This window comes from Burkholderia sp. BC1 (assembly GCF_052683555.1).
Genome location: NZ_JBQYLP010000015.1, coordinates 88,722 through 111,970, shown reverse-complemented (window position 1 = coordinate 111,970; position 23,249 = coordinate 88,722). Strand labels below are relative to the sequence as shown.

Annotated in this window: 23 protein-coding genes and 1 pseudogene; 15 read left to right on the top strand and 9 right to left on the bottom strand. The window is 67.1% G+C overall.

What is annotated here, in order from left to right; translation table 11 throughout:
• The first annotated feature begins 90 nt into the window (after positions 1–90).
• The 3 genes from ACSHSS_RS10510 to ACSHSS_RS10500 all read left to right on the top strand — a co-directional run bounded on the left by ACSHSS_RS10510 (position 91) and on the right by ACSHSS_RS10500 (position 3,840).
• Entirely contained in the window at positions 91–1,266 is a 1,176-nt protein-coding gene (locus ACSHSS_RS10510) for a mechanosensitive ion channel family protein (protein WP_006402277.1), read from the top strand.
• A 25-nt stretch (positions 1,267–1,291) separates the two neighbouring features.
• Positions 1,292–2,470, top strand: coding sequence for an AAA family ATPase (locus tag ACSHSS_RS10505; protein ID WP_059938318.1), 1,179 nt, complete (start codon positions 1,292–1,294; stop codon positions 2,468–2,470).
• Between the two features lie 305 nt (positions 2,471–2,775).
• Positions 2,776–3,840, top strand: coding sequence for a glycosyltransferase family 4 protein (locus ACSHSS_RS10500; protein ID WP_006402279.1), 1,065 nt, complete (start codon positions 2,776–2,778; stop codon positions 3,838–3,840).
• 104 nt (positions 3,841–3,944) lie between these two features.
• Here the strand turns inward: ACSHSS_RS10500 and ACSHSS_RS10495 are convergent, their stop codons facing one another.
• From ACSHSS_RS10495 to ACSHSS_RS10485, 3 genes are all read right to left on the bottom strand, one after another.
• On the bottom strand, positions 3,945–4,532 hold the full coding sequence (locus tag ACSHSS_RS10495) for a BPSL1445 family SYLF domain-containing lipoprotein (RefSeq protein ID WP_006402280.1): 588 nt from the start codon (positions 4,530–4,532) through the stop codon (positions 3,945–3,947).
• A 200-nt stretch (positions 4,533–4,732) separates the two neighbouring features.
• Positions 4,733–5,230, bottom strand: a complete 498-nt coding sequence (locus tag ACSHSS_RS10490; protein WP_012213213.1) for a hypothetical protein — start codon at positions 5,228–5,230, stop codon at positions 4,733–4,735.
• A 246-nt stretch (positions 5,231–5,476) separates the two neighbouring features.
• Positions 5,477–5,767, bottom strand: a complete 291-nt coding sequence (locus ACSHSS_RS10485) for a PsiF family protein (protein ID WP_006402283.1) — start codon at positions 5,765–5,767, stop codon at positions 5,477–5,479.
• A 274-nt stretch (positions 5,768–6,041) separates the two neighbouring features.
• On the opposite strand from ACSHSS_RS10485, the gene ACSHSS_RS10480 reads away from it, so the two are divergent.
• On the top strand, positions 6,042–7,064 hold the full coding sequence (locus tag ACSHSS_RS10480; RefSeq protein WP_006413344.1) for an asparaginase: 1,023 nt from the start codon (positions 6,042–6,044) through the stop codon (positions 7,062–7,064).
• 94 nt (positions 7,065–7,158) lie between these two features.
• Here ACSHSS_RS10480 and lysM read toward each other — a convergent pair whose 3' ends face one another.
• The 4 genes from lysM to gcl form a co-directional block, all read right to left on the bottom strand.
• Positions 7,159–7,629: a peptidoglycan-binding protein LysM gene (lysM, locus tag ACSHSS_RS10475; protein WP_006402286.1), complete on the bottom strand. Its 471-nt coding sequence runs from the start codon at positions 7,627–7,629 to the stop codon at positions 7,159–7,161.
• Between the two features lie 476 nt (positions 7,630–8,105).
• Positions 8,106–8,996 carry a 2-hydroxy-3-oxopropionate reductase gene (locus ACSHSS_RS10470; RefSeq protein ID WP_059782569.1) on the bottom strand — a complete coding sequence of 297 codons (891 nt, stop codon included), beginning with the start codon at positions 8,994–8,996 and terminating at the stop codon, positions 8,106–8,108.
• Between the two features lie 40 nt (positions 8,997–9,036).
• The gene (gene hyi, locus ACSHSS_RS10465) at positions 9,037–9,846 is read right to left on the bottom strand and encodes a hydroxypyruvate isomerase (RefSeq protein WP_006402289.1); all 810 of its coding nucleotides are present in this window, start codon (positions 9,844–9,846) and stop codon (positions 9,037–9,039) included.
• 43 nt (positions 9,847–9,889) lie between these two features.
• The gene (gene gcl, locus ACSHSS_RS10460; RefSeq protein WP_006402290.1) at positions 9,890–11,665 is read right to left on the bottom strand and encodes a glyoxylate carboligase; all 1,776 of its coding nucleotides are present in this window, start codon (positions 11,663–11,665) and stop codon (positions 9,890–9,892) included.
• Between the two features lie 172 nt (positions 11,666–11,837).
• On the opposite strand from gcl, the gene ACSHSS_RS10455 reads away from it, so the two are divergent.
• From ACSHSS_RS10455 to ACSHSS_RS10410, 10 genes are all read left to right on the top strand, one after another.
• Positions 11,838–12,749 carry a LysR family transcriptional regulator gene (locus ACSHSS_RS10455; RefSeq protein ID WP_105767812.1) on the top strand — a complete coding sequence of 304 codons (912 nt, stop codon included), beginning with the start codon at positions 11,838–11,840 and terminating at the stop codon, positions 12,747–12,749.
• 204 nt (positions 12,750–12,953) lie between these two features.
• Positions 12,954–13,595 (top strand): RNA polymerase sigma factor, encoded by a 642-nt coding sequence (locus ACSHSS_RS10450; RefSeq protein ID WP_445544932.1) that lies wholly within the window; start codon positions 12,954–12,956, stop codon positions 13,593–13,595.
• On the top strand, positions 13,585–14,502 hold the full coding sequence (locus ACSHSS_RS10445; protein WP_445544931.1) for an anti-sigma factor family protein: 918 nt from the start codon (positions 13,585–13,587) through the stop codon (positions 14,500–14,502). The genes ACSHSS_RS10450 and ACSHSS_RS10445 overlap by 11 nt, the downstream gene beginning before the upstream one ends.
• A 307-nt stretch (positions 14,503–14,809) precedes the next feature.
• Positions 14,810–15,184: a 30S ribosomal protein S6 gene (rpsF, locus tag ACSHSS_RS10440; protein WP_006402295.1), complete on the top strand. Its 375-nt coding sequence runs from the start codon at positions 14,810–14,812 to the stop codon at positions 15,182–15,184.
• Positions 15,185–15,223: 39 nt separating this feature from the next.
• Complete coding sequence (priB, locus tag ACSHSS_RS10435; protein WP_006402296.1) at positions 15,224–15,523, top strand: primosomal replication protein N; 300 nt, start codon at positions 15,224–15,226, stop codon at positions 15,521–15,523.
• Between the two features lie 2 nt (positions 15,524–15,525).
• Positions 15,526–15,801 carry a 30S ribosomal protein S18 gene (rpsR, locus tag ACSHSS_RS10430; protein ID WP_004193360.1) on the top strand — a complete coding sequence of 92 codons (276 nt, stop codon included), beginning with the start codon at positions 15,526–15,528 and terminating at the stop codon, positions 15,799–15,801.
• A gap of 27 nt (positions 15,802–15,828) precedes the next feature.
• Positions 15,829–16,281, top strand: coding sequence for a 50S ribosomal protein L9 (rplI, locus tag ACSHSS_RS10425; protein WP_006402297.1), 453 nt, complete (start codon positions 15,829–15,831; stop codon positions 16,279–16,281).
• A gap of 139 nt (positions 16,282–16,420) precedes the next feature.
• Positions 16,421–17,803, top strand: coding sequence for a replicative DNA helicase (locus ACSHSS_RS10420; protein ID WP_006402298.1), 1,383 nt, complete (start codon positions 16,421–16,423; stop codon positions 17,801–17,803).
• 137 nt (positions 17,804–17,940) lie between these two features.
• A complete protein-coding gene (locus ACSHSS_RS10415; RefSeq protein WP_006402300.1) occupies positions 17,941–18,567 on the top strand; it encodes a DUF47 domain-containing protein in 627 nt (208 codons plus the stop codon).
• A 10-nt stretch (positions 18,568–18,577) separates the two neighbouring features.
• Positions 18,578–19,588: an inorganic phosphate transporter gene (locus ACSHSS_RS10410; RefSeq protein ID WP_006402301.1), complete on the top strand. Its 1,011-nt coding sequence runs from the start codon at positions 18,578–18,580 to the stop codon at positions 19,586–19,588.
• Between the two features lie 269 nt (positions 19,589–19,857).
• On the opposite strand, the gene ACSHSS_RS10405 is transcribed toward ACSHSS_RS10410, so the two are convergent.
• Positions 19,858–20,970 (bottom strand): C40 family peptidase, encoded by a 1,113-nt coding sequence (locus ACSHSS_RS10405; protein ID WP_217104738.1) that lies wholly within the window; start codon positions 20,968–20,970, stop codon positions 19,858–19,860.
• A 239-nt stretch (positions 20,971–21,209) separates the two neighbouring features.
• On the bottom strand, positions 21,210–23,006 hold the full coding sequence (locus tag ACSHSS_RS10400) for a PhoH family protein (RefSeq protein ID WP_059782558.1): 1,797 nt from the start codon (positions 23,004–23,006) through the stop codon (positions 21,210–21,212).
• On the opposite strand from ACSHSS_RS10400, the pseudogene ACSHSS_RS10395 reads away from it, so the two are divergent.
• Positions 22,956–23,143: pseudogene (locus tag ACSHSS_RS10395) on the top strand (hypothetical protein). The gene ACSHSS_RS10400 and the pseudogene ACSHSS_RS10395 sit on opposite strands and share 51 nt — an antisense overlap.
• Positions 23,144–23,249: the final 106 nt, after the last annotated feature.

Here is a 23,249-nt window from a genome sequence, read left to right as displayed (position 1 = left end):
GCCTGCGCGTGTGCCGCGCGGCGCCCGGACGTTCCCGACGCATTCAGGACGAGGCGCACGCGCCTCCTAACCGAAGCATCCCGGGCGCCAATGATTTCAGTCGAGGAGTTTCAGCGCATCGCCGATGCGCCGCTGCATTCATGGCTCGGCACGCTGTTCGTGTCGATTGCCGTCGTGTTCGTCGTCACCATCGGGCATCGTCTCGGCGCGCGGATCGTCAAGCGCATCGCGCAGCCGTATCCGCTGACGAGCGCGATCCTGCGCTACATCGACAAGCCGTCGCTCGTCGCACTCGTGCTGCTCGCGCTCGAATTCGTGTGGCTGCAGGCCGACGACGGCATGGCCTTCGTGCGCGGCATGCGCACCGCCGCCGCGGTCGGCTCGATCGCCTCGCTGACGTGGCTGCTCGTGCGGCTTGCGGCCGGCGTCGGCGACGCGATCATCCGCGCGCATCCGCTCGATACCGCAAACAACCTGCACGCGCGCCGCGTCCACACGCAGGCGAAGGTCCTCGTGCGGACCGTGATGGTGCTGATCGTGATCATCGGCACCGGCGCCGCGCTGATGACGTTCCCGAACGTGCGGCAGATCGGTGCGAGCCTGCTCGCGTCGGCCGGCGTCGCGGGCCTCGTCGCCGGTATCGCCGCGCGGCCCGTGCTCGGCAACCTGATCGCGGGGCTGCAGATCGCGCTCACGCAGCCGATCCGGCTCGACGACGTCGTCGTGATCCAGGGCGAGTGGGGCCGCATCGAGGAGATCACGGGCTCGTTCGTGTCGGTGCGGCTCTGGGATCAGCGGCGTCTCGTCGTGCCGCTGCAGTGGATCATCGAGAACCCGTTCGCGAACTGGACGCGCAGCAGCTCCGAGATCATCGGCACCGTGTTTCTGTCGGTCGATTACCGCACGCCGCTCGCGCCGCTGCGCGAGGAGCTCGCGCGCCTCGTGCACGCGGCCCCCGAATGGGACGGCCGCGTGCAGGTGCTGCAAGTCACCGACGCGACCGAGCGCACGATGCAGCTGCGTGCACTCGTCAGCGCGGCCGATTCGTCGCTGTGCTGGGATCTGCGCTGCCGCGTGCGCGAAGGCCTGATCGCGTATCTGCAGACGCACTATCCGCAGTGCCTGCCGCGCAGCCGGATGGAGCTGTATCCGCACGACGCGGCGCCGAAGGAGCCGAGCCCCGAACGTCCGCATGCGCGGGCGCCGGCCGGCAGCACCGCCGCGAACACCGCGGCCGACCCGAAGGCCAACGACGGCCGCCACTGAGCGCAGCGCGCGCGACGATCCCCTCATGACTGCCCTCAACACGCTCGCGATTGCCAACTACCGCTCGTTGCGCGAGCTGATCGTGCCGCTCGCGGCGCTGACCGTCGTGACCGGCCCGAACGGCAGCGGCAAGTCGAGCGTCTACCGCGCGCTGCGGCTGCTGGCCGATACCGCGCAGGGCCGCGTGATCCCGTCGCTCGCGCGCGAAGGCGGGCTGCCCTCGACGCTGTGGGCAGGCCCCGAGCGCTTCTCGCGCGCGATGCTGGCCGGCGAGGCGCCGGTGACGGGCACGGTGCGCAGCGGGCCGGTGAGCCTGAAGCTCGGCTTCGCCTGCGACGATTTCGGCTATGCGATCGATCTCGGGCTGCCGGTGAAGACCGGCACGTCGATGTTCGGGCTCGATCCGGTCGTCAAGCGCGAATGCATCTGGGGCGGCCCCGTGCTGCGTCCGTCGACGCTGCTGGTCGACCGGCACGGCGTGCAGATCCGCGCCCGCGCGGCATCGGGCGACTGGCGCACGATTCCGCAGCCCGTCGCGAGCTTCGACAGCATGATGACCGAGTTCGCCGATCCGACCGGTGCGCCGGAGATGATCGCCGTGCGCGAGCGGATCCGCTCGTGGCGCTTCTACGACCACTTCCGGACCGACGCGCAGGCGCCCGCGCGGCAATCGCAGATCGGCACGCACACGCCGGTGCTCGCCGACGACGGCGCCGATCTGGCCGCCGCGCTGCAGACGATCCGCGAGATCGGCGACGGCGCGGCGCTCGACGCGACGATCGACGACGCGTTTCCCGGCGCGTCGATCGAAATCGACAGCCCGGGCGGCCGCGGCCGTCTCGACGTGCTGATGCGCCAGCCGGGCTTGTTGCGGCCGCTCGCGGCGGCCGAGCTGTCGGACGGGACGCTGCGCTACCTGCTGCTCGCGGCCGCGCTGCTGACGCCGCGCCCGCCTGCGCTGATGGTGCTGAACGAACCGGAGACGAGCCTGCATCCCGACCTGCTGCCCGCGCTCGGGCGGCTGATCGTGCAGGCCGCGCAGCGCACGCAGGTGATCGTCGTGTCGCATGCGGCGCGGCTGATCGCGACGCTCGAGCGCGACGGACGGTGCGAATCGCTGGTGCTCGACAAGCAGCTCGGCGCGACGACGCTCGTCGATGCCGATACGCGCGATCTGCCCGCATGGAAATGGCCGTCGCGCTGACGCGGGCGCGGCCGATGCCGGCGGATGCGGCTGCGCGGCGGCGCGCGGCGCTCGCTTGCGCGCGACGAGTGTATCGGTCTGTAACATCGCCCATAAAATGCAAGACCGCGCCGTGCCGGGCGGCGGAATCGCTAATAATGGCGGGATAGCGCGCCGGCGCCGTGCCACGCCGGGGCAGCGCCGCGCACCGGCGACGGGCGCCCCGCGCCGGGGGACGGACCGGGCCGCGCGTGCCGCGTGCCGGCCGCCTCGGCAGCCGGCGCGCACCGACGCGCTCACGCACGCCGACCAAGGAGACGTGGATCATGAGGATTGCCCAGATCGCCCCGCTGACCGAATCGGTGCCGCCGAAACTGTACGGCGGTACGGAGCGCGTCGTGTCCTACATCACCGAGGCGCTCGTCGACCTCGGACACGACGTGACGCTGTTCGCGAGCGGCGATTCGACGACGCGTGCGACGCTCGAGCCCGTGTGGCCGCGCGCGTTGCGGCTCGACACGTCGATCCGCGATCGCGTCGCGCCGCACATGCTGCTGATGGAAACCGTCGCGCGTCGCGCGAAAGACTTCGACGTGCTCCATTTCCACATGGACTACTACTCGTTTTCGGTGTTCGACCGGCAGGAGACGCCGTACCTGACGACGCTGCACGGCCGGCTCGATCTGCCCGAACAGCAGCCGGTGTTCGACACGTTCAGCCGCGCGCCCGTCGTGTCGATCTCGAACGCGCAGCGGCAGCCGCTGCCGCAGGCGAAGTGGATGACGACCGTCTATCACGGGCTGCCCGAGACGCTGTACATGCCGCAGCCGGTCGAGCCGCGCTATCTCGCGTTTCTCGGCCGCATCTCGCCGGAAAAGCGCGTCGATACCGCGATTCGCATCGCGCAGCAGTGCGGGCTGCCGATCCGGATCGCCGCGAAGATCGATTCGGCCGACCAGGAGTACTTCGAGCGCGAGATCAAGCCGCTGTTCGCGCTGCCGAACGTCGAGTACATCGGCGAGATCGCCGATCATCAGAAGGCCGAATTCCTGTCGGGCGCGCATGCGCTGCTGTTTCCGATCGACTGGCCCGAGCCGTTCGGGCTCGTGATGATCGAGGCGATGTCGTGCGGCACGCCGGTGATCGCGTTCAATCGCGGCGCGGTGCCGGAAGTGATCGACGAAGGCGTGTCGGGCTTCATCGTCGAGGACGAGATCAGCGCGGTGGCGGCCGTGAACCGCCTGCACCTGCTGCCGCGTGCGCGCGTGCGGCGGCGCTTCGAGGAGCGCTTCACGTCGCGCCGGATGGCGCAGCAGTACGTCGACATCTATCAGTCGATGATCCGCGCGCAGAAGCGCTCGCGCTTCAAGGTGATCGACTCGACGACATGACGCACGCGCGCGACGTGCATGAAAAAACGGCGATGTTCCGCAAGGACATCGCCGTTTGCACGTCGTCCGCGCAGCACGCGCGGACGGGGCAGGACGTCGCAGCGTCAGAGCTTGAGCTTCGTGACCTTCGTGCCGTTGATCGACACGTCGCCCATCAGGCCGGCGTTGGTCAGCACGATGACCTGAACCGGTGCGGTCGCCGTGTTCGTGTCGACCGCGCCGTTCGCGCCCATCTTCACGAGTGCGACCGACGCGCCGGCGCCGGCGGCCCAGCCCTCGGAGTTGCGGAATTCGTCGAGCGCCTGCTGCGTCATGAACAGGAACACGATCGCCTTCGACTGCGCGCCGGCCTGCAGGCCGACCGACAGCGACGACGTGTTGTAGTAGCCGACGGTGCTGCCGCCGACGCGCAGCGCGCCGTTGCCGGACTGGCCGCCGACGATGAAGCCGGCCTGCAGCACCTCCGGGAACACCAGCACGCCGCGCGACTTCGCGACGAGCTCGCGCGAGCCCTTGACCGTCGAATACAGGCGCGACAGCGTCGCGTCGACACTCGAATCGATCGCCTGACGCTTCGACGCGTTGGTCGCGGCGTTGTCGGGTTTGTCGGGGGTGGTGGTGCAGCCGGTGAGCGCGAGGCTACCGACGACGAGCGCAGCGGCCAGTTTCAGCGCGAGAGTCCGTTTTTGCATCGTTCTTCTCCATCGGATGATGTTCGGAGTGAGTCTCGCTCAGAGAGCGGCCCACGTCGGCAGTTATATCACAGCGACATGCAGCGGCTTTTCGTTCGGACGTGAAAAAGCGTCAAATCGCGTGCCGATGTCGCGGCATGCCAACGCGGCACCGACGCCGCGTGCGGCGTCGGGGGCGACAGGAGGAAAGGGCGGGGGCCTCAGCGCGCGACGGGCGGAACCGGCGGCTCCATCGGTGGCTTGACGGGCGGCTCGATGGGCGGCTTGACGGGCGGCTTGATCGGCGGCCGCCGCAGCGCGCGGCGAATCAGCGCGATCACGACGCCGCAGCCGAACAGGAACAGGGCCGGCACGACCCAGTAGCCGACGAACGCATGCCACAGATAGCTCGCGAGCGTATTGCGCCGCACCACGTATTCGTCGCGCGCGGCCTGCTGGCGCGGCGCGTTCGCGGCGAGCACCTCGGCCGGGCAGCCGGCCGCGCGTGCTTCATCGGCGTCGCCGTGGCACTTCGCGGCCGCGCCGGCGGCCTGCTGCGCATCGGTCAGTTGCCAGGTGGTCAGCGCAAGCTGCAGATCGGCCTTGTTGTAGGCCATCTCCTCGCGAATCTCGCGCACCGCGACGATCGCGACGGGCACGGCCCAGAATGCGACCACGATCACCCAGCGGCGGAACCAGCGGTGTTGTCTCCATGCCATCCATGCCTCCGTTTGACGCGGCATGCGCGTCCGTGTCGAGGGCGGCCCGATGGCGCTTCTTGTACTTGGATGGGCCGCGTTGCAGCCATCATAGAAGAAAACGCGGCGAATTGCCGCACCGCATGCGCGGGCGGGCGGCCGCGCCGGGCGGCGCGCGCGGCGGCCGGCGTCGATGCGCGTACAACGAAAACAAAAATGCCGCGCCCGCCGAAGCGGAGCGCGGCATTCGTGGCCGGTGTGCCGGAATCAGGCGGCCGGCTGGCTGCTCAGGCAGCTCTTCATGAACGCCTTGCGATCGTCGCCTTTCTTGTCGGCGGCTTGCGTGTTGCAGGCCTTCATCTTTTCCTGCTGCGTCATCTTCTTGGCAGGCTTCGCCGACAGGCAGTCCTTCATGAACGCCTTGCGTTCGTCGCCCGTCTTGCCGGCGGCCTGGGTGTTGCAGGCCTTCATCTTGTCCTGCTGGCTGTTCGCCGCGAACGCGGGGGAAGCCAGCATGCCGCCGAGAAGCACTGCGGCCACGAGCGATTGGATTTTCATTTTGACACTCCCATGGGGTGAATTGCGTTTTATCGACGCCGTCACGAAGCCGATGCAGCACGATACGGAGTAGGGTCGCATCGCGCCGCGTTCCGATTATGGCAAACCAATGTGAAAACACCAAAACGGCACTTCCTATAACGCCGTCGCGCCACCGTGCGTTGACGTCGCCCACGCGCCGGCGATCGGGATAAACCATGAGCGGCCCGCGTCGCATGCGTTTGTTCGCACCGAATCGCTCGAATCCGGGCCGCGAGCCATTACAATCGCGGCCATGAATACGCTGACTCCCGCTTCTTCTTCGTCCGCGGCGCACCTGCCGCGCATTGCCGTCCTCGCGACCGGCGGCACGATCGCCGGCGCCGCGCCCGACGCGACGAGCACGGCCGGCTATCAGGCCGGCGCGCTCGGCGTCAATTTCCTGCTCGACGCGGTACCGGCGCTCGCGTCGGTCGCGCGCATTCACGCCGAGCAGATCGCCAGCATCGACAGCAAGGATCTCGCGCTGCCGCTCTGGAACACGCTCGCCGCGCGGATCGACGCGCTGATGGCCGATCCGGCGGTCGACGGCATCGTCATTACGCATGGCACCGACACGCTCGAGGAAACCGCCTATGCGCTGCATCTGGTCGTGAGCGGCGACAAGCCGGTCGTGCTGACCGCCGCGATGCGGCCGGCCACCGCGCTGTCGTCGGACGGGCCGCTGAACCTGCTGAACGCGGTGACGCTCGCCGGGCATCCGGCCGCGCGCGGGCAGGGCGTGCTCGTCGCCTTCAACAACCGGATCCATGCGGCGCGCGACGTCGTGAAGACGAGCACCTATGCGGTCGACGCGTTCCAGTCGCCGGAGCTCGGCGCGCTCGGCTGGGTGCAGGACGGCCGCGTCGAATTCGCGCGCCGCGTGACGCGTGCGCGCGATGCACAACTGACGATTCCCGAGACGTGGCCGCCGGTCGACGTGGTGACCAGCTATGCGGGCGTCACGCGCACGGCCGTCGATGCGCTCGTCGCGGCCGGCGTGCGCGGCCTCGTCGTCGCGGGCACGGGCAACGGCTCGATCCATGCGACGCTGCAGACGGCGCTGGCCGACGCGGTGAACGCCGGGGTCGCGGTGGTGCGCGCGTCGCGCGTCGGTTCCGGTCACGTGATGCGCAACGGCGCCGCGAACGACGATGCGTTCGGCTTCGTCAGCGCCGGCTCGCTGAGCCCGTTCAAGGCGCGCGTGCTGCTGATGCTCGCACTCGCGAACGGCATTCGCGAGCGCGACGCGTTGCAGCAGCTGTTCGATCGCTGCTGACCCACACGCGGCCGCGTGCCGGCCGAATCGATGCCGTAAACGACAAAGGCAGGCCGAACGGCCTGCCTTTTCTCATGTCGACGCGTGCAAACGCTCAGGCTTGCGGCGGAATCACGAGCTTCTGGCCCGGATAGATGCGATCGGGGCTCGACAGCATCGGCTTGTTCGCCTCGAAGATCACCGGGTACTTGTTCGCGTCGCCGTACACTTCCTTCGCGATCGCGGACAACGTGTCGCCCGGCTTCACGTCGTGGTACCGGACTTCCGGATCGTCGGGCTGCAGGCCGTCGTCGTTGACGCCCGCGACACCCTGCACGTTGCCGGCCGCGACCTTGACCTTCGCCTTCGTGTCGAGATCGGGCACGCTGCCCGACAGCGACACGGTGCGCGACGCGCCGTCGAACGCGACGGTCAGGTTCGACGTGTCGAGACCCTGCGTGTTGATGTAGTTCTTGATGGCATCGGCCGCGGTCTGGTTCGCGGCATTCGGATTTTCCGCCGCTTGCGCGTCGGCATGACCCAGCAGTTTTTCACCCGCCTCTTTGATAAACGAAAGAAGACCCATCGTTGCACTCCTTAGGTGGTTGAAACGAAAACGCGCCGTGAAGTGGCGAAAAAAACACCGCGCTGGGGGCGGCCACCGAAGGTGAACGCGAGCGCGGCGGTTTTCTCGAAAGGCGTGGCGAAAGTGTAGGCGTTCGCCGCGACGATTGCATGAAAAATCGACGGTACGAACGTAAAGAAATGTAATACGCGAAATCCGACAGGCGGACACCCGACGACGACGTCTGACCGACCAAGGCTTCCCCGGCGTCGCCGGGTGCCGCTGCGGACCCCACCACGCCGCTCTCAGCCCAGAGCGGCGTTTTTCGCTCCGCCGCGCACGCATGGACGCGATGCGCGGCGGGGCGCCCCACCGTGATGCGCGCGTGTCGCACGCATCGATGCACCGGCAGCGGCCGGCGCACGTGAATTCCGCGCACCGTCCGCCGCGATCGCGACGGAGAGTGCGTCATGGCAGCCGCGCGACGCGGCCCGCGTTCAGCTTGCCGACTTCTCGATCTCGAAGTTCGACATGATTTCGAGCGCACGCACGAGTGCCGAGTGATCCCATGCCTTGCCGCCGTGCGATGCGCACACGCTGAACAGCTGCTGCGCGCTCGCGGTGTGCGGCAGCGCGAGGCCGAGCTTGCGTGCGCCTTCGAGCGCGAGGTTCAGATCCTTCTGGTGCAGCTCGATGCGGAAGCCCGGATCGAACGTGCGCTTGGTCATCCGCGCGCCGTGCACTTCGAGGATGCGCGATGCCGCGAAACCGCCCATCAGCGCCTGACGCACGCGCTCCGGGTCGGCACCCGAGCGCGCGGCGAACAGCAGCGCTTCGCCGACGGCCTCGATGTTCAGCGCGACGATGATCTGGTTGGCGACCTTGCAGGTCTGGCCCGCGCCGTTGTCGCCGACGAGCGTGATGTTCTTGCCCATCTTCTCGAACAGCGGCTTGGCGCGCTCGAACGCCTGCTCCGGGCCGCCGACCATGATCGTCAGCGACGCTTCGCGCGCGCCGACTTCGCCGCCCGACACCGGTGCATCGAGATAGTCGCAGCCGAGCGCGTTGATCTGCTTCGCGAATTCCTGCGTGTCGAGCGGCGAGATCGAGCTCATGTCGATCACGAGCTTGCCCGGCGTCAGGCCCTTCGCGACGCCGTCGTCGGCGAACAGCACGTTGCGCACGTCGGGCGTGTCCGGAACCATCGAGATGATGATGTCCGCGTTCTTCGCGACCTCGCTCGAGTTCGCGACGACTTTCGCGCTCGCGCGCAGATCGTCGGGCACCGGATACGCGCCGTTCACGACGAGCCGATGATCGGCCTTGAGCAGGTTGCGCGCCATGTGCGCGCCCATGATGCCGAGGCCGATGAAACCGATGGTTGCCATGTGAAAGTCTCCTATAGGGGCGAATGACGGAAGGTGGCGTTCAGGCGGCGCGGCGCGCGGCGCCCGACGTGCAGCCGGCGACGCTTTGCAGCCAGCCGAGCCCTTCGGTCGTGGTGGTGCGGGGCTTGTATTCGCAACCGACGTAGCCGGTGTAGCCGAGCCGGTCGAGCAGCGCGAACAGGAACGCGTAGTTGATCTCGCCGGTGCCCGGCTCGTGGCGGCCCGGGTTGTCCGCGAGCTGCACGTGGCCGATCGAGGCGAGGTTGCGTTCGATCGTCGCGGCGAGTTCGCCTTCCATGCGCTGCATGTGATAGATGTCGTACTGCAGGAACAGGTTGTCCGAACCGACCGCGCGGATCACGTCGAGCCCTTCGGCCGAACGGTTCAGCGCGAAGCCCGGAATGTCGAAGCTGTTGCACGGCTCGACGAGCAGGCGGATGCCTTCGCGCTTGAGCGCATCGGCCGCGAAGCGCAGGTTGTCGACGATCGTGACGAACGTCTTGTCGCGCGGCGTGCTCGCCGACGGAATCCCGACGAGGCAGTTCAGCTGCGGCACCTTCAACGCCTTCGCGTATTCGATCGCGCGGCCGACGCCTTCCTGGAATTCGCCGACGCGATCGGGCAGGCACGCGATCCCGCGTTCGCCCTGATCCCAGTTGCCGGCCGGCAGGTTGTGCAGCACGAGGCGCAGGCGATGCGCGTCGAGCCGTTCGGCGAGTTCCTCCTTCGCATACGGATACGGAAACAGGAACTCGACGGCATCGAAGCCCGCGTCCGCGGCCGCCTTGAAGCGGTCGAGGAACGGCACTTCGTTGAACAGCATGGTCAGGTTTGCAGCAAACTTCGGCATGAGCTAAGCCTCTTCGGTCGGTCAGTCAAAAAAATCGCGCGGATCAGTCGAGCATCGAGATGGCGGTCGGCGCGTGTTCGGCTTTCTCCGCGAGGTCCTCGAACTCGTTGATCGCATCGATCTCGGTGCCCATCGAGATGTTCGTCACGCGCTCGAGGATCACTTCGACGATCACCGGCACGCTGAACTCTTCCGCGAGCGATTGCGCCTGCTTCAGCGCCGGTTCGATCTCTTCCGGCTTGAACACGCGCAGCGCCTTGCAGCCGAGGCCTTCGGCCACGGCGACGTGATCGACGCCATAACCGTTCAGCTCCGGTGCGTTCACGTTGTCGAACGCGAGCTGCACGCAGTAGTCCATGTCGAACGCGCGCTGCGCCTGACGGATCAGCCCGAGGTACGAGTTGTTCACGACCACGTGCACGTACGGCAGCTTGAACTGCGCGCCGGCTGCCAGTTCCTCGATCATGAACTGGAAGTCGTAGTCGCCGGACAGCGCGACGATCGGGCGGGCCGGATCGGCCGCACGCACGCCGAGCGCGGCGGGAATCGTCCAGCCGAGCGGGCCGGCCTGGCCGCAGTTGATCCAGTTGCGCGCCTTGAACACGTGCAGGAACTGCGCGGCGGCGATCTGCGACAGACCGATCGTGCTCACGTAGCACGTATCGCGGCCGAACACCTTGTTCATCTCTTCGTACACGCGCTGCGGCTTGATCGGCACGTTCTCGAAGTGCGTCTTGCGCTGCAGCGTGCGCTTGCGCTGCTGGCACTCGGCCACCCAGGCGCTGCGGTCCTTCAGCTTGCCGGCCGCCTTCCATTCCTGCGCGACGGCGACGAACAACTCGAGCGCCGCCTTCGCGTCCGACACGATCCCGAGATCGGGGCCGAACACGCGGCCGATCTGCGTCGGTTCGATGTCGACGTGCACGAACTTGCGGCCCTTCGTGTAGACGTCGATGCTGCCGGTGTGGCGGTTCGCCCAGCGGTTGCCGATGCCGAGCACGAAGTCCGAGGCGAGCATCGTCGCGTTGCCGTAGCGGTGCGACGTCTGCAGGCCGACCATGCCGGCCATCAGCGGATGGTCGTCCGGAATCGCACCCCACGACATCAGCGTCGGAATCACCGGCACGCCGACGGTTTCCGCGAACTGCACGAGCAGGTCCTCGGCCGCCGCGTTGAGCACGCCGCCGCCCGACACGATCAGCGGCTTGTCCGCGTCGTTGAGCATCGCGAGCGCCTTCTCGATCTGCGCGCGGGTCGCCGCGGGCTTGTAGACCGGCAGCGGTTCGTACGTGTCGATGTCGAATTCGATTTCGGCGAGCTGCACGTCGATCGGCAGATCGATCAGCACCGGGCCCGGACGGCCCGAGCGCATCAGGTGGAACGCCTGCTGGAACACGCGCGGCACGAGTGCCGGCTCGCGCACGGTGACGGCCCACTTCGTGACGGGCTTCGCGATCGACTCGATGTCGACGGCCTGGAAGTCTTCCTTGTACAAACGCGCGCGCGGCGCCTGGCCCGTGATCGCGAGAATCGGAATCGAGTCGGCCGAGGCGGAGTAGAGGCCCGTGATCATGTCGGTGCCGGCCGGGCCCGACGTGCCGATGCACACGCCGATGTTGCCCGGTGCCGCGCGCGTGAAGCCTTCGGCCATGTGCGACGCGCCTTCGACGTGGCGCGCCAGCACGTGGCTGATGCCGCCCGACTTGCGCATCGCCGAGTAGAACGGGTTGATCGCGGCGCCGGGTACGCCGAACGCGGTCTGGATGCCTTCCTTCTCGAGCACGAGCACGGCGGCGTCGACAGCTCTCATTTTGGCCATGAATGTCTCCTTGAACCTGAAATGGGGTGAATCTCGGTAATCGGTCTGTTGAGGACACTTTAGGGATGCAGGAAAGGTTTGATAAGATCAGCCGAAGTCGCTTATTTCGAAACTAAAAGTATGGAATGACGGCCGGACGGGCATTCCACCGGCGTCGGAACGGAGACGGGAGATGGATCGCTTCAAGCAGATCGAGACGTTCGTGCGCGTCGCGGACGCCGGCAGCCTCGCGGCGGCGGCGCTCGAGGAGGGCGTGTCGCCGGTCGTGCTCGGCCGGCGCATCGACGCGCTCGAGAAGCGGCTCGGCGTCAAGCTGATGTACCGGTCGACGCGGCGGCTCGTCGTCAGCGAGGAGGGCGCCGCGTTCCTCGAACGCTGCCGCGGGCTGCTGTCCGAATGGGATCAGGCCGAGAACGAACTGGCCGCCGGGCGGCGCGCGGTCAGCGGTCACCTGATCGTATCGGCGCCGGCCGCGTTCGGCCGCAAGCACGTGGCGCCCCACGCGCCCGGCTTTCTCGCCGACAAGCCCGAGATGCAGCTGTCGTTCAACCTGACCGATCGCGTGGTCGATCTCGTGCGCGAAGGCTACGACCTGTCGATCCGGATCGGCGGCGCGGTGGACCCGAACTTCGTCGCGGTGAAGCTCGCATCGAACCGGCGCGTCGTGTGCGGCACGCCCGACTATTTCCGCCGGCACGGCCGCCCGAACTCGCTCGACGATCTGCTCAAGCACAACTGCCTCGCATTCAACCTGCAGGGCGGGCAGAACCGCGGCTGGTACTTTCAGCGTCACGGCAAGATCGTCACGATGCGCGTGACCGGCAATCTCGACTGCAACGACGGCGAGCTGCTGCACCGCTGGGTCGCCGAGGGGCTCGGGCTCGGCTGGCGCTCGACATGGGAAATCGCCGCGCAGCTCGAGACGGGCGAACTCGAAACGGTGCTCGACGAGTATGCGCTGCCCGACTACGACATCCTCGCCGTCTATCCGCAGCAGCGCTACGTGCCGGCGCGCGTGCGCTACTTCATCGACTACTTGCGCGACGCGTACGCGCAGCCGGGGTACTGGAGCACGTCGCCGTAACGGGCGGGCGCGTTGCTTAGGCGAGTGGCCGTGCGCGCCAGTTGCCGTTTTTTTCGCTTCGGGCCCGTGCCGCGGGAATAAACTCGACGCAATGGCGGTAAGGTCATCGAGAGTGTGGCGGCTGGCTTTGGGCCTCGGGACTTGCGCGGCCGGCATCGCACGCGCAGCGGGCGCGGCTTCGGCCGCCGGGACCAGGGAGGCCATGTGGGGCAAGCCGGACAGCCGGTCGATGGGCAGACAGCAGGCGATGCGGCGGCGCGCGGCGAGCGGTTTCGCGCGCTCGTGCTGCCGCACCTCGATGCCGCGTACAACCTCGCGCGCTGGCTGAGCGGCAGCGCGAGCGACGCGGACGACGTCGTGCAGGAGGCTTGCATGCGTGCGCTGCGTTTCGTCGATTCGTGCCGCGGCGACAACGCGCGGCCGTGGCTGCTGACGATCGTGCGGCACACGTGGTACAGCGAATGGCGGCGGCGCACGCATGCGCACGAAGTCGCCGCGCCCGACACGCTCGAGGACGCCGACGTGCCCGACGACTGGCAGCCGGCGACGGCCGATCCGCTCGCGCAGCTGCTGCGCGGCGAAAACGTCCGGCTCGTCAACGCGGCGCTCGCGAAGCTGCCTGCCGGGTACCGCGAGGTGCTCGTGCTGCGCGAGATGGAGGATCTCAGCTATCGCGAAATCGCGGCGATCGCGGACGTGCCGATCGGCACCGTGATGTCGCGGCTCGCGCGCGGCCGTCGGCGGCTCGCCGCGCTGCTCGGCGAGGAAGCCGTGCCGGCGCGCGGCGAGCGGGCGGCGCGCACGCCGGCCGGCGGATCGGCATCGGAGGCTATCGATGGACTGTAACGAAGCGCGCGCGCTGCTGGATGCGGACGTCGACCGCGAGCTGTCGCCGCCGGATGCGCTGCGGGTCCAGCAGCACGTCGACGAATGCGAGCTGTGCCGGCGCGAGCGCGAGCGGATCGTCGCGCTCTCGCATGCCGTGCGGGCCGCCGACTATCATCGCGCGCCGGACGCGCTGCGCGCGCGGATCGCCGCGCTGCAGCCGCAGGCGGAGGCGGCGACTGCGCCGATGGGCGATCGAACGGGGCCGGAACGGGCGCGCAACGACGGATTTCAGGCGCAGCCCCAGCCCCGGTCGCAGCCGCGCGGTCGCCGGCGGTTTTCATGGCTCGGCGGTCGCGCCGCGTCCGCGCGCCCGGCTGCCGCGGCATCGGGCACGCGCGCGCCGGCGCTGCCGGGGCTCGGCTGGGGCGTTGCGCTCGTCGTCGCGCTGGCGGCAGCGGGCGGCATCGCGGTGTCCGCGCATCGCGCCGAGACCGACCGCACGGTCGACGAACTGGTCGCGAGCCACGTGCGCGCGGGGTTGTCCGCGCGCGATATCGACGTGATCTCGACCGATCGGCACACGGTCAAGCCGTGGTTCAACGGGCGGCTCGACTACGCGCCGCCGGTCGAGGACCTCGGCGCGAACGGCTTCGTCCTCGTCGGCGGCCGGCTCGACTATGTCGACCGACGCCGCGTCGCGGTGCTCGTGTACCGCTATCGGCAGCATGTGATCGACGTCTACGTGTCGCCGGCGGGCGACGGACGCGCCGCGCCGTACGCGACCGTGTCGCAGGGTTACGCCGTCGATCGCTGGACGGCGGCCGGCATGACCTGGTGGGCCGTGACCGACGCGGAGCCGTCGGCGCTCGCGGCGTTCCGCGCGGCGCTATCGGCGCGCATCGGCGCGGCCGGCGGCGAACAATGACGCCGGTGGGCGAAGCGGCGGGGCGGTGAACGAGGCGGACTCGTCGGTCCCGCCCGCGCCGCAGCCCGGCGCCGACGCAGCCCGGCACCGACGCACGCCGCGTTCCGTCCCGATATTCCAAAATGCATGCGCGCCGCGAGCGCCGCGCGGCGCGGCAGCCCCTCAAGTGATTGAAAACACGGCCGAATCGGGCGGCGAATCGCCGATCGGCATTGCACACGGCGCGTATCCGGGTTAGAATCTTCGGCTTCTCACTTGCCACACCGGTTCAGACGCCCGGGTGGCTTCTATCCACAAGGAGTGTGTAATGCGTCATTACGAAATCGTCTTCATCGTGCACCCCGATCAGAGCGAGCAAGTGCCCGCGATGATCGAGCGTTACAAGACCACGATCACCTCGCACGGCGGCCAGATCCACCGTGTCGAAGACTGGGGCCGTCGCCAGCTGGCCTACATGATCGAGAAACTCGCGAAGGCTCACTACGTCTGCATGAACATCGAGTGCGACCAGACGACGCTCGACGAACTCGAACACGCGTTCAAGTTCAACGACGCCGTGCTGCGTCACCTCATCGTCAAGATGAAGAAGGCCGAAACCGGCCCGTCGCCGATGATGAAGGAAGTTCAGCGCGAAGAAGCCAAGAAGGCGGCTGCCGCTCAGCCGACCGAAGCGCAGGCTTAAGCTCGTCTCGATTAAGCCACCAAGGAGCACGCCACTCACGTGAACAGGTTGCAATTGACGGCAAGCGTCGTCGAGCGCGCAGCGGTGCGATACACGCCCGCCGGCGTTCCGATCGCGAGCGCGACGTTGCAGCACCGCACGGAAGTCGTCGAAGCAGGCATTCCCCGTCAGGTCGAAATGACGATCGAGGCGGTGGCGGCCGGCGACGCGAGCGGCAGGCTGGAGCAGTGTGAACTCGGCGTCGAGACGCTGTTCACGGGCTTCCTGGCAAAGAAAAGCCGCAACGCGCGAACCTTGGTGTTTCACATCACAGCATTGCAGGACATTGGAAAGGACTGAACATGGCCCGCCCCACTGGTAAGAAATTCGACAAGCGTCGTCAGCAACAAAACCCGCTCTTCAAGCGCAAGAAGTTCTGCCGCTTCACGGCAGCCGGCGTCGAGCAGATCGACTACAAGGACACGGAAACGCTGAAGGACTTCATCGGCGAAAACGGCAAGATCACGCCGGCCCGTCTGACGGGTACGAAGGCGCACTATCAGCGTCAGCTGGACACGGCAATCAAGCGCGCACGCTTCCTCGCGCTGCTGCCGTACACCGATCAGCACAAGGCGTAATCAGGCGACGCAATAAGGAGAATTCGAATGCAAATCATTCTGTTGGAAAAAGTCGCCAATCTGGGCAACCTCGGCGATATCGTCAAGGTCAAGGACGGTTACGCTCGCAACTTCCTGATCCCGAACCGCAAGGCTCGCCGTGCGACGAAGGAAGCGATCGCCGAATTCGAAGTGCGCCGTGCAGAGCTCGAGAAGATCGCGGCTGAAAAGCTGGCGGCTTCGCAGGCTGTCGGCGAGAAGCTGAACGGCCAGTCGTTCGAAATCACGCAGAAGTCGGGCGTGGACGGCCGTCTGTTCGGCTCGGTCACGAACGCGGACGTCGCGGAACTGCTGAAGAAGGCCGGCTTCGATGTCGAGAAGTCGCAGGTTCGCATGCCGGAAGGCCCGCTGAAGATGATCGGCGAGCACGGCGTTCAGGTCGCGCTGCATACGGACGTCGTCGTCGACGTCACGATCAACGTGATCGGCGACCACGCGTAAGCGTACGCAACACTTGCCGGGCGGCACACGCCGCCCGGACAGGGGCAGGCGCCCGGGCAACCGGGGCCTGCCTTTTTTGTTGGCCGATCGCCGGCGACGAACTGGCGTCGCGGCCGGCAATTCGCGATAATCCCAACCCATGAACGCGCCGCAAGATCCACAAATCGAATCGCTGAAAGTCCCGCCGCACTCGGTCGAAGCCGAGCAGTCGGTGCTGGGCGGCCTGTTGCTCGACAACGCGGCATGGGACCGGATTGCCGATTTCCTGTCGCAGAGCGACTTCTATCGTTACGACCATCGGATCATCTTCGAGCATATCGGCCGGCTGATCGCGGCCACGCGTCCGGCCGACGTCGTGACGGTGTTCGAAGCGCTGACGACGTCCGGCAAGGCCGACGAAGTCGGCGGTCTCGCCTATCTGAACGCGCTCGCGCAGAACACGCCGAGTGCGGCGAACATCCGCCGCTATGCGGAGATCGTGCGCGACCGTGCGGTGCTGCGCCGGCTCGTGTCGGTCGCCGACGAAATCTCGGCCGATGCGTTCAATCCGCAGGGCAAGGAAGTCCGCCAGCTGCTCGACGAAGCCGAAGCGAAGGTGTTCTCGATCGCCGAAGAGGGCGCGCGCGGCAATCAGGGCTTTCTCGAGATCGGTCCGCTGCTCACGCAGGTCGTCGAGCGGATCGACACGCTCTATCACACCGCGAACCCGAGCGACGTCACCGGCACGCCGACCGGCTTCGTCGATCTCGATCGCATGACGTCGGGCATGCACGGCGGCGAGCTGATCATCGTCGCCGGGCGGCCGTCGATGGGCAAGACCGCGTTCTCGATGAACATCGGCGAATACGTCGCGGTCGAGTACGGGCTGCCGGTCGCGGTGTTCTCGATGGAAATGCCGGGCACGCAGCTCGTGATGCGGATGCTCGGCTCGATCGGCCGGCTCGATCAGCACCGCATGCGTACGGGCCGCCTCACCGACGAGGATTGGCCGAAGCTCACGCACGCCGTGCAGAAGATGAGCGAAGCGCAGCTGTTCATCGACGAGACGGGCGGCCTGAACCCGATGGAACTGCGCTCGCGCGCGCGGCGTCTCGCGCGGCAGTGCGGCAAGCTCGGGCTGATCATCGTCGACTATCTGCAGCTGATGTCGGGCTCGTCGCAGGGCGAAAACCGCGCCACCGAGATCTCGGAAATCTCGCGCTCGCTGAAGAGCCTCGCGAAGGAACTCGACGTGCCGGTGATCGCGCTGTCGCAGCTGAACCGCGGCCTCGAACAGCGTCCGAACAAGCGCCCGGTGATGTCCGACCTGCGCGAATCGGGCGCTATCGAACAGGACGCGGACGTGATCCTGTTCATTTATCGCGACGAAGTCTACAATCCGGACAGCCCGGACAAGGGGACGGCCGAGATCATCATCGGCAAGCAGCGTAACGGCCCGATCGGTCCCGTTCGGCTCACGTTCCTGGGCCAATACACGAAGTTCGACAACTTTGCAGGGGCGCAGAACTTCTACGGCGAGTAACGCCGGATGTAAACCCCTATTTAGCCAAACGTTGTATCCCGTCCGGCGCGCGCGCATGCGCGCGTCGCGCCGTCACCGGAAACGGTACAATGTCGCCCGTTTTCGTGACAGTCGTTTGACAATCTCTCAGGAATCCCATGTTCGGTCGATTCATGCCCACCGAGGGCAAGTTCTTTGAACTCTTCAATGCGCACGCGAAGCACATCGTTTCCGGTGGCCGCGAGCTCGAACTGCTGATCGACAATCTCGCCGACGCCGAGATTCACAAGCAAAACGTGCAGACGGCGGAGAAAGCCGCCGACAAGCTGACGCACGAAGCGATCGATCTGCTGCACAAGACCTTCATCACGCCGCTCGATCGCGACGAGATCCACAAGCTGATCACGACGATGGACGACATCCTCGACCTGATGGAAGACGTCGCGACGGCCGTGTCGCTGTACGACGTGCAGTCCGTCACGTCGGAAGCGAGCCAGCTCGCGCACATCGTCACGCAGTCGGCGCAGCACGTTCAGCAGGCCGTCGCGCTGCTGTCCGACATGAAGCAGTCCGCGCAGATCCTCAAGCAGTGCGAGGAAATCGACCGCTGGGAGTCCGAGGCCGACCGCGTGCTGCGTGCGGCGATGTCGAAGCTGTTCCGCGAGGAAGACGACGTGAAGACGCTCATCAAGCTGAAGGCGATCTACGAACTGCTCGAGGAGATCACCGACAAGTGCGAGGACGTCGCGAACATCATCGAAGGCATCGTGCTGGAAAACGCCTGAGCGGATCACGATGCATTCGATACAACTCGCCCTATGGATGGTCGCGACGCTGGTGCTCGTCGCGCTCGTATTCGACTTCATGAACGGCTTCCACGACGCGGCGAACTCGATCGCCACCGTCGTGTCGACCGGGGTGCTGAAGCCGCAGCAGGCCGTCGTGTTCGCGGCGGCCTTCAACGTGATCGCGTATTTCATCTTCCATCTGAAAGTCGCGCAGACCGTCGGCAAAGGCACGATCGATCCGGAGATCGTCGATCACTACGTCGTGTTCGGCGCGCTCGTCGGCGCGATCGGCTGGAACGTGATCACGTGGTACTACGGGATTCCGTCGAGCTCGTCGCACGCGCTGATCGGCGGGCTGGTCGGCTCCGCACTCGCGAAATCGGGCTGGAGCGCACTGAATGTCGACGGGCTGATGAAGACCGTCGCGTTCATCTTCATTTCGCCGCTGCTCGGCTTCATTCTCGGCTCGCTGTTCATGCTCGGCGTGTCGTGGCTGTATTTCCGTACCGCACCGAGCAAGGTCGACCGGCGCTTCCGCCGGCTGCAGCTGCTGTCGGCCGGGCTCTATAGCCTCGGTCACGGCGGCAACGACGCGCAGAAGACGATCGGCATCATCTGGATGCTGCTGATCGCGTCCGGCTACGCGTCGGCGACGTCCGATGCGCCGCCTGCCTGGGTGATCGGCGCCTGCTATCTGTCGATGGGCCTCGGCACGCTGTTCGGCGGCTGGCGCATCGTGCGCACGATGGGCCAGAAGATCACGAAGCTGAAGCCGGTCGGCGGCTTCTGTGCGGAAAGCGGCGGTGCGATCACGCTGTTCGTCGCGTCGTTCCTCGGCATTCCGGTATCGACGACGCACACGATCACCGGCGCGATCGTCGGTGTCGGCGCGACGCAGAAGCTGTCGGCCGTGCGCTGGGGTGTTGCCGGCAACATCGTGTGGGCGTGGGTGCTGACGATTCCCGCATCGGCGCTGATCGCCGCCGGCGGCTGGTGGCTCGGGCACCGGATCTTCTGATTCCGGCGCGCGATCCGGTCGCCGCTTCGAGAAAAGGGCGCCGCATGCCGAACAGGCTGCGGCGCTTTTTTTTTGGCGTGCGGCAGCGCGTGTCTGCTAAGCATAGCGATCGGTTGTCGTAGACGATGAATCGGCAGGGAAGCCGGTCACCGATGCGATCGGGAAGCAGGTGAAACGATGGCGGCTTAAGCCGCTCAATGCGGACAGCGTGCCACGATAGTGTGGGGATCCCTCGACGTACGTGAACCCGGCGTGCCGGCCCGAGGGCGTCAGTAGCTGCCGTTCGCGAAGCGGGCGATCGGGTCGTCGGCCGTGCCGGTGCGGGCGCCGACCGGCGCGGACTGCGTCGACGCGCGCAGCACCTGAACGGCGGCCGGCTCGCTATTGCGCGACGGCGCGGCGGCAGCCGGCGGTTCGGCATCGAATGCGGCGGCTTCCGCGGCGGTCAGCGCCGTCGTCGGAATCGGCGTGCCGACTTCCGGTGTGCCGGCCGGCATCATATTCGACGTCGCGGCGATCGCGTCGCCGCCCGCGGACGCCGCCTGTTGCCGGGCCGCGGACAAGCGGGCCGGCGGCGGCTCGTACGGATCCGCAGGCGCGGCTGCCGCAGTCGATACAGTCGATGTTGTCGATACGGGCGCGGCTGCCGCGGCGACGGCCGCGGGCGGTGCCGCCGATACGCGTCGTGCTTGCGTCTCCGCATAAGCCGGCGGCTGCGATGCCGCGGCCGTCACGACGGGTGCGGGGGCGGCCGGCGTCGGCGCCGATACAGCCGCCGTCGCCGCCGTGCGCGACTCGTCGCGCCGCGCTTCGTACGTCGGCGCATCGAACGGCGTCGGCTTCGCGCGCGGCGGCGCGACGCGGCGAATGCCGTCGAAGCGCTTCGCCCAATACGGATTGGTCAGGTAATCGAGCCGCACGGTCCCGCCCGTCGACGGCGCATTCACGAAGCGGAGCTTGCCGACATAGATGCCGACATGCGAATGCGGGCGGCCGGTCGTGTTGAAGAAAATCAGGTCGCCGGGCGCGATCTGGTCGGGTTCGATCGACACGCCGCGGCTGCTCATGTCGGCCGTCGTACGCGGCAGGTTCACGTCGGCCGCGCGGTCCATCACGTAGCGCACGAGCCCGCTGCAGTCGAAGCCGCTCGCGGGCGTGTTGCCGCCCCAGCGATACGGTACGCCGACGAGGCTCATCGCCTGGATCGAAATTTCTTCCTGGCCGACGCTGTGATCGACGAATTTCGGGAAATTGGCGGGCGGTGGGAACGCGCGCGGCGTCTTGATCGTCATGCCGGACGAGCGCGACGCCGTCTGCGGCGGCACGCTGGAGCAGGCCGCAAGCAGCGAAACGACGGCGACGGGAACCCAGATTCGAAGCATGAAAGACGGAACGGGCGCGGCGCACCCTGATTCGTATGACGACGGATAGGCCCGATGGTAGACGCTCCGACGGGGCTTGCGCAACCATTCCTGAGAATTTACTTGAAGTTTCGCGCGTAAACCGTCGTGGTTTTCGTAACGGCGCGTTATCGACGAATCCGACCCTCAAAATAAAACGGCGCTCCGGAAGCGGAGCGCCGTCAGGTGTCGGAAACCGGCCGAGCGGCCGGCGCCGTGCGTCAGAGGATGTCGGACGCGTAATCGGCGAGGCGCGAGCGTTCGCCGCGCGCGAGCGTCACGTGGCCGCTGTGGCCCCAGCCCTTGAAGCGGTCGACGACGTAGGTGAGGCCCGAGCTGCCTTCGGTCAGATAAGGCGTGTCGATCTGCGCGATGTTGCCGAGGCACACGATCTTCGTGCCGGGGCCGGCACGCGTGACGAGCGTCTTCATCTGTTTCGGCGTCAGGTTCTGCGCTTCGTCGATGATCAGATACTTGTCGACGAACGTGCGGCCGCGCATGAAGTTCATGCTCTTGACCTTCAGGCGCGAGCGGATCAGCTCCTGCGTCGCGGCGCGACCCCATTCGCCGGCTGCGTCGTCGGTCTTCTGCAGCACTTCGAGGTTGTCGTCGAAGGCGCCCATCCACGGCTGCATCTTCTCTTCCTCGGTGCCCGGCAGAAAGCCGATGTCCTCGCCGACCGGCACGGTCGCGCGCGTGACGATGATCTCGTTGTAGCGCTTGTCGTCGAGCACCTGCGCGAGGCCGGCCGCGAGCGCGACGAGCGTCTTGCCGGTGCCGGCCTGGCCGAGCAGCGTGACGAAGTCGATGTCGGGGTTCATCAGCAGGTTCAGCGCGAAGTTCTGCTCGCGGTTGCGCGCCGTGATGCCCCACACGTTGTTCTTGTGATGGCTGTAGTCGCGCAGCGTCTGCAGCAGCGCCGTCTTGCCGTTCAGCTCGCGCACGATCGCATGGAACGTCGGCTCGCCGTTCTGCGGCTCGAGATAGACGAACTCGTTGACGAGCATCGACGCGACGAGCGGGCCCGTCACGCGGTAGTACGTGGTGCCCGTCTTCGTGTCCTGCCAGCTCTCCATGCCTTTCGCATGGCGGGTCCAGAAGTCCTGCGGCAGTTCGCGCACGCCGGTGTAGAGGAGATCCTTGTCCTCGAGCACCTGGTCGTTGAAGTAGTCTTCCGCGGGCAGGCCCAGCGCATGCGCCTTGATCCGCATGTTGATGTCTTTCGACACCAGCACGACCTGACGATCGGGCCGGTCGCGCTGCAGCGCGCGCACGACGCCGAGGATCTGGTTGTCGGCCTTGCCTTCGGGCAGCCCTTCGACGGGCGCGATGTCGGCGAGCTTCGTCTGGAAGTACAGGCGGCCGAGCGCATCGCGATTGCCGAGGCGCGACAGCGGAATGCCGGCCGAGATCGGGCCCGCGTCGGCGACGAGCGCATCGAGCGTGCGACTCACCTGACGCGCATTGCGCGCGACTTCGGACATCCCTTTCTTGTGGTTGTCGAGTTCCTCGAGCGTCATCATCGGCAGATAGACGTCGTGTTCCTCGAACCGGAACAGGCTGCTCGGATCGTGCATCAGCACGTTCGTATCGAGGACGAACAGCTTCTGCAGTTCGGCTTCGGCGGTCTTGCGCCCGCGCGCCTTGGTCGTCGCGCCCGTGTCGCGCGCCGGTGCGGCCGCAGGTTTGGCGGCGGCGGGCCGCTCGTCGCGTGCGACGACCGGTGCTGCGGGTGCGGCGGCCGGCATCGGCTGCAGCAGCGCGGCGGTCTGGCGCGTCTTGCGCGTACGCGTGGTCGCGCTCGCGGCTTCCTGCGCCGACGCGACGGCCCGCAGCGGTGCGGCGGTGTTCGCGGCTTCGGTCATCGGCTGGGCCACGCTGGCCGCGCCGTAGTCTGCGGATGTGGATGCGTCCCCTTCGGCGGTTTTCTTCGCGGCTTTCGCGGGCCGCGCTTTCGCCTTGTATTCATCGGGCGGCAGCAGGCTGCCGAGCTTGCTGGGGGCAGTAGGCAAAGGCATGGTGTCCCTCGGGAGGAATCGTGTCGCATGACGTGCGCCGCTGATCGCATCCTGCGTGATGACGCATGCAGTTTGCGCGCGGTGGCGCACAGGAATTTCGTCTAGCCGGTTCGCCTAAGTGTCGATCAACTCCTTGACGGGGTAGGGGCCGGACCGAGTGCCGGCGCGCAGTCCATAAAAAAAGCCGCTGCCCCGTGGACAGGGACATGCGGCTCGGCTGATACCGTCGTGATGCGCGTCAGA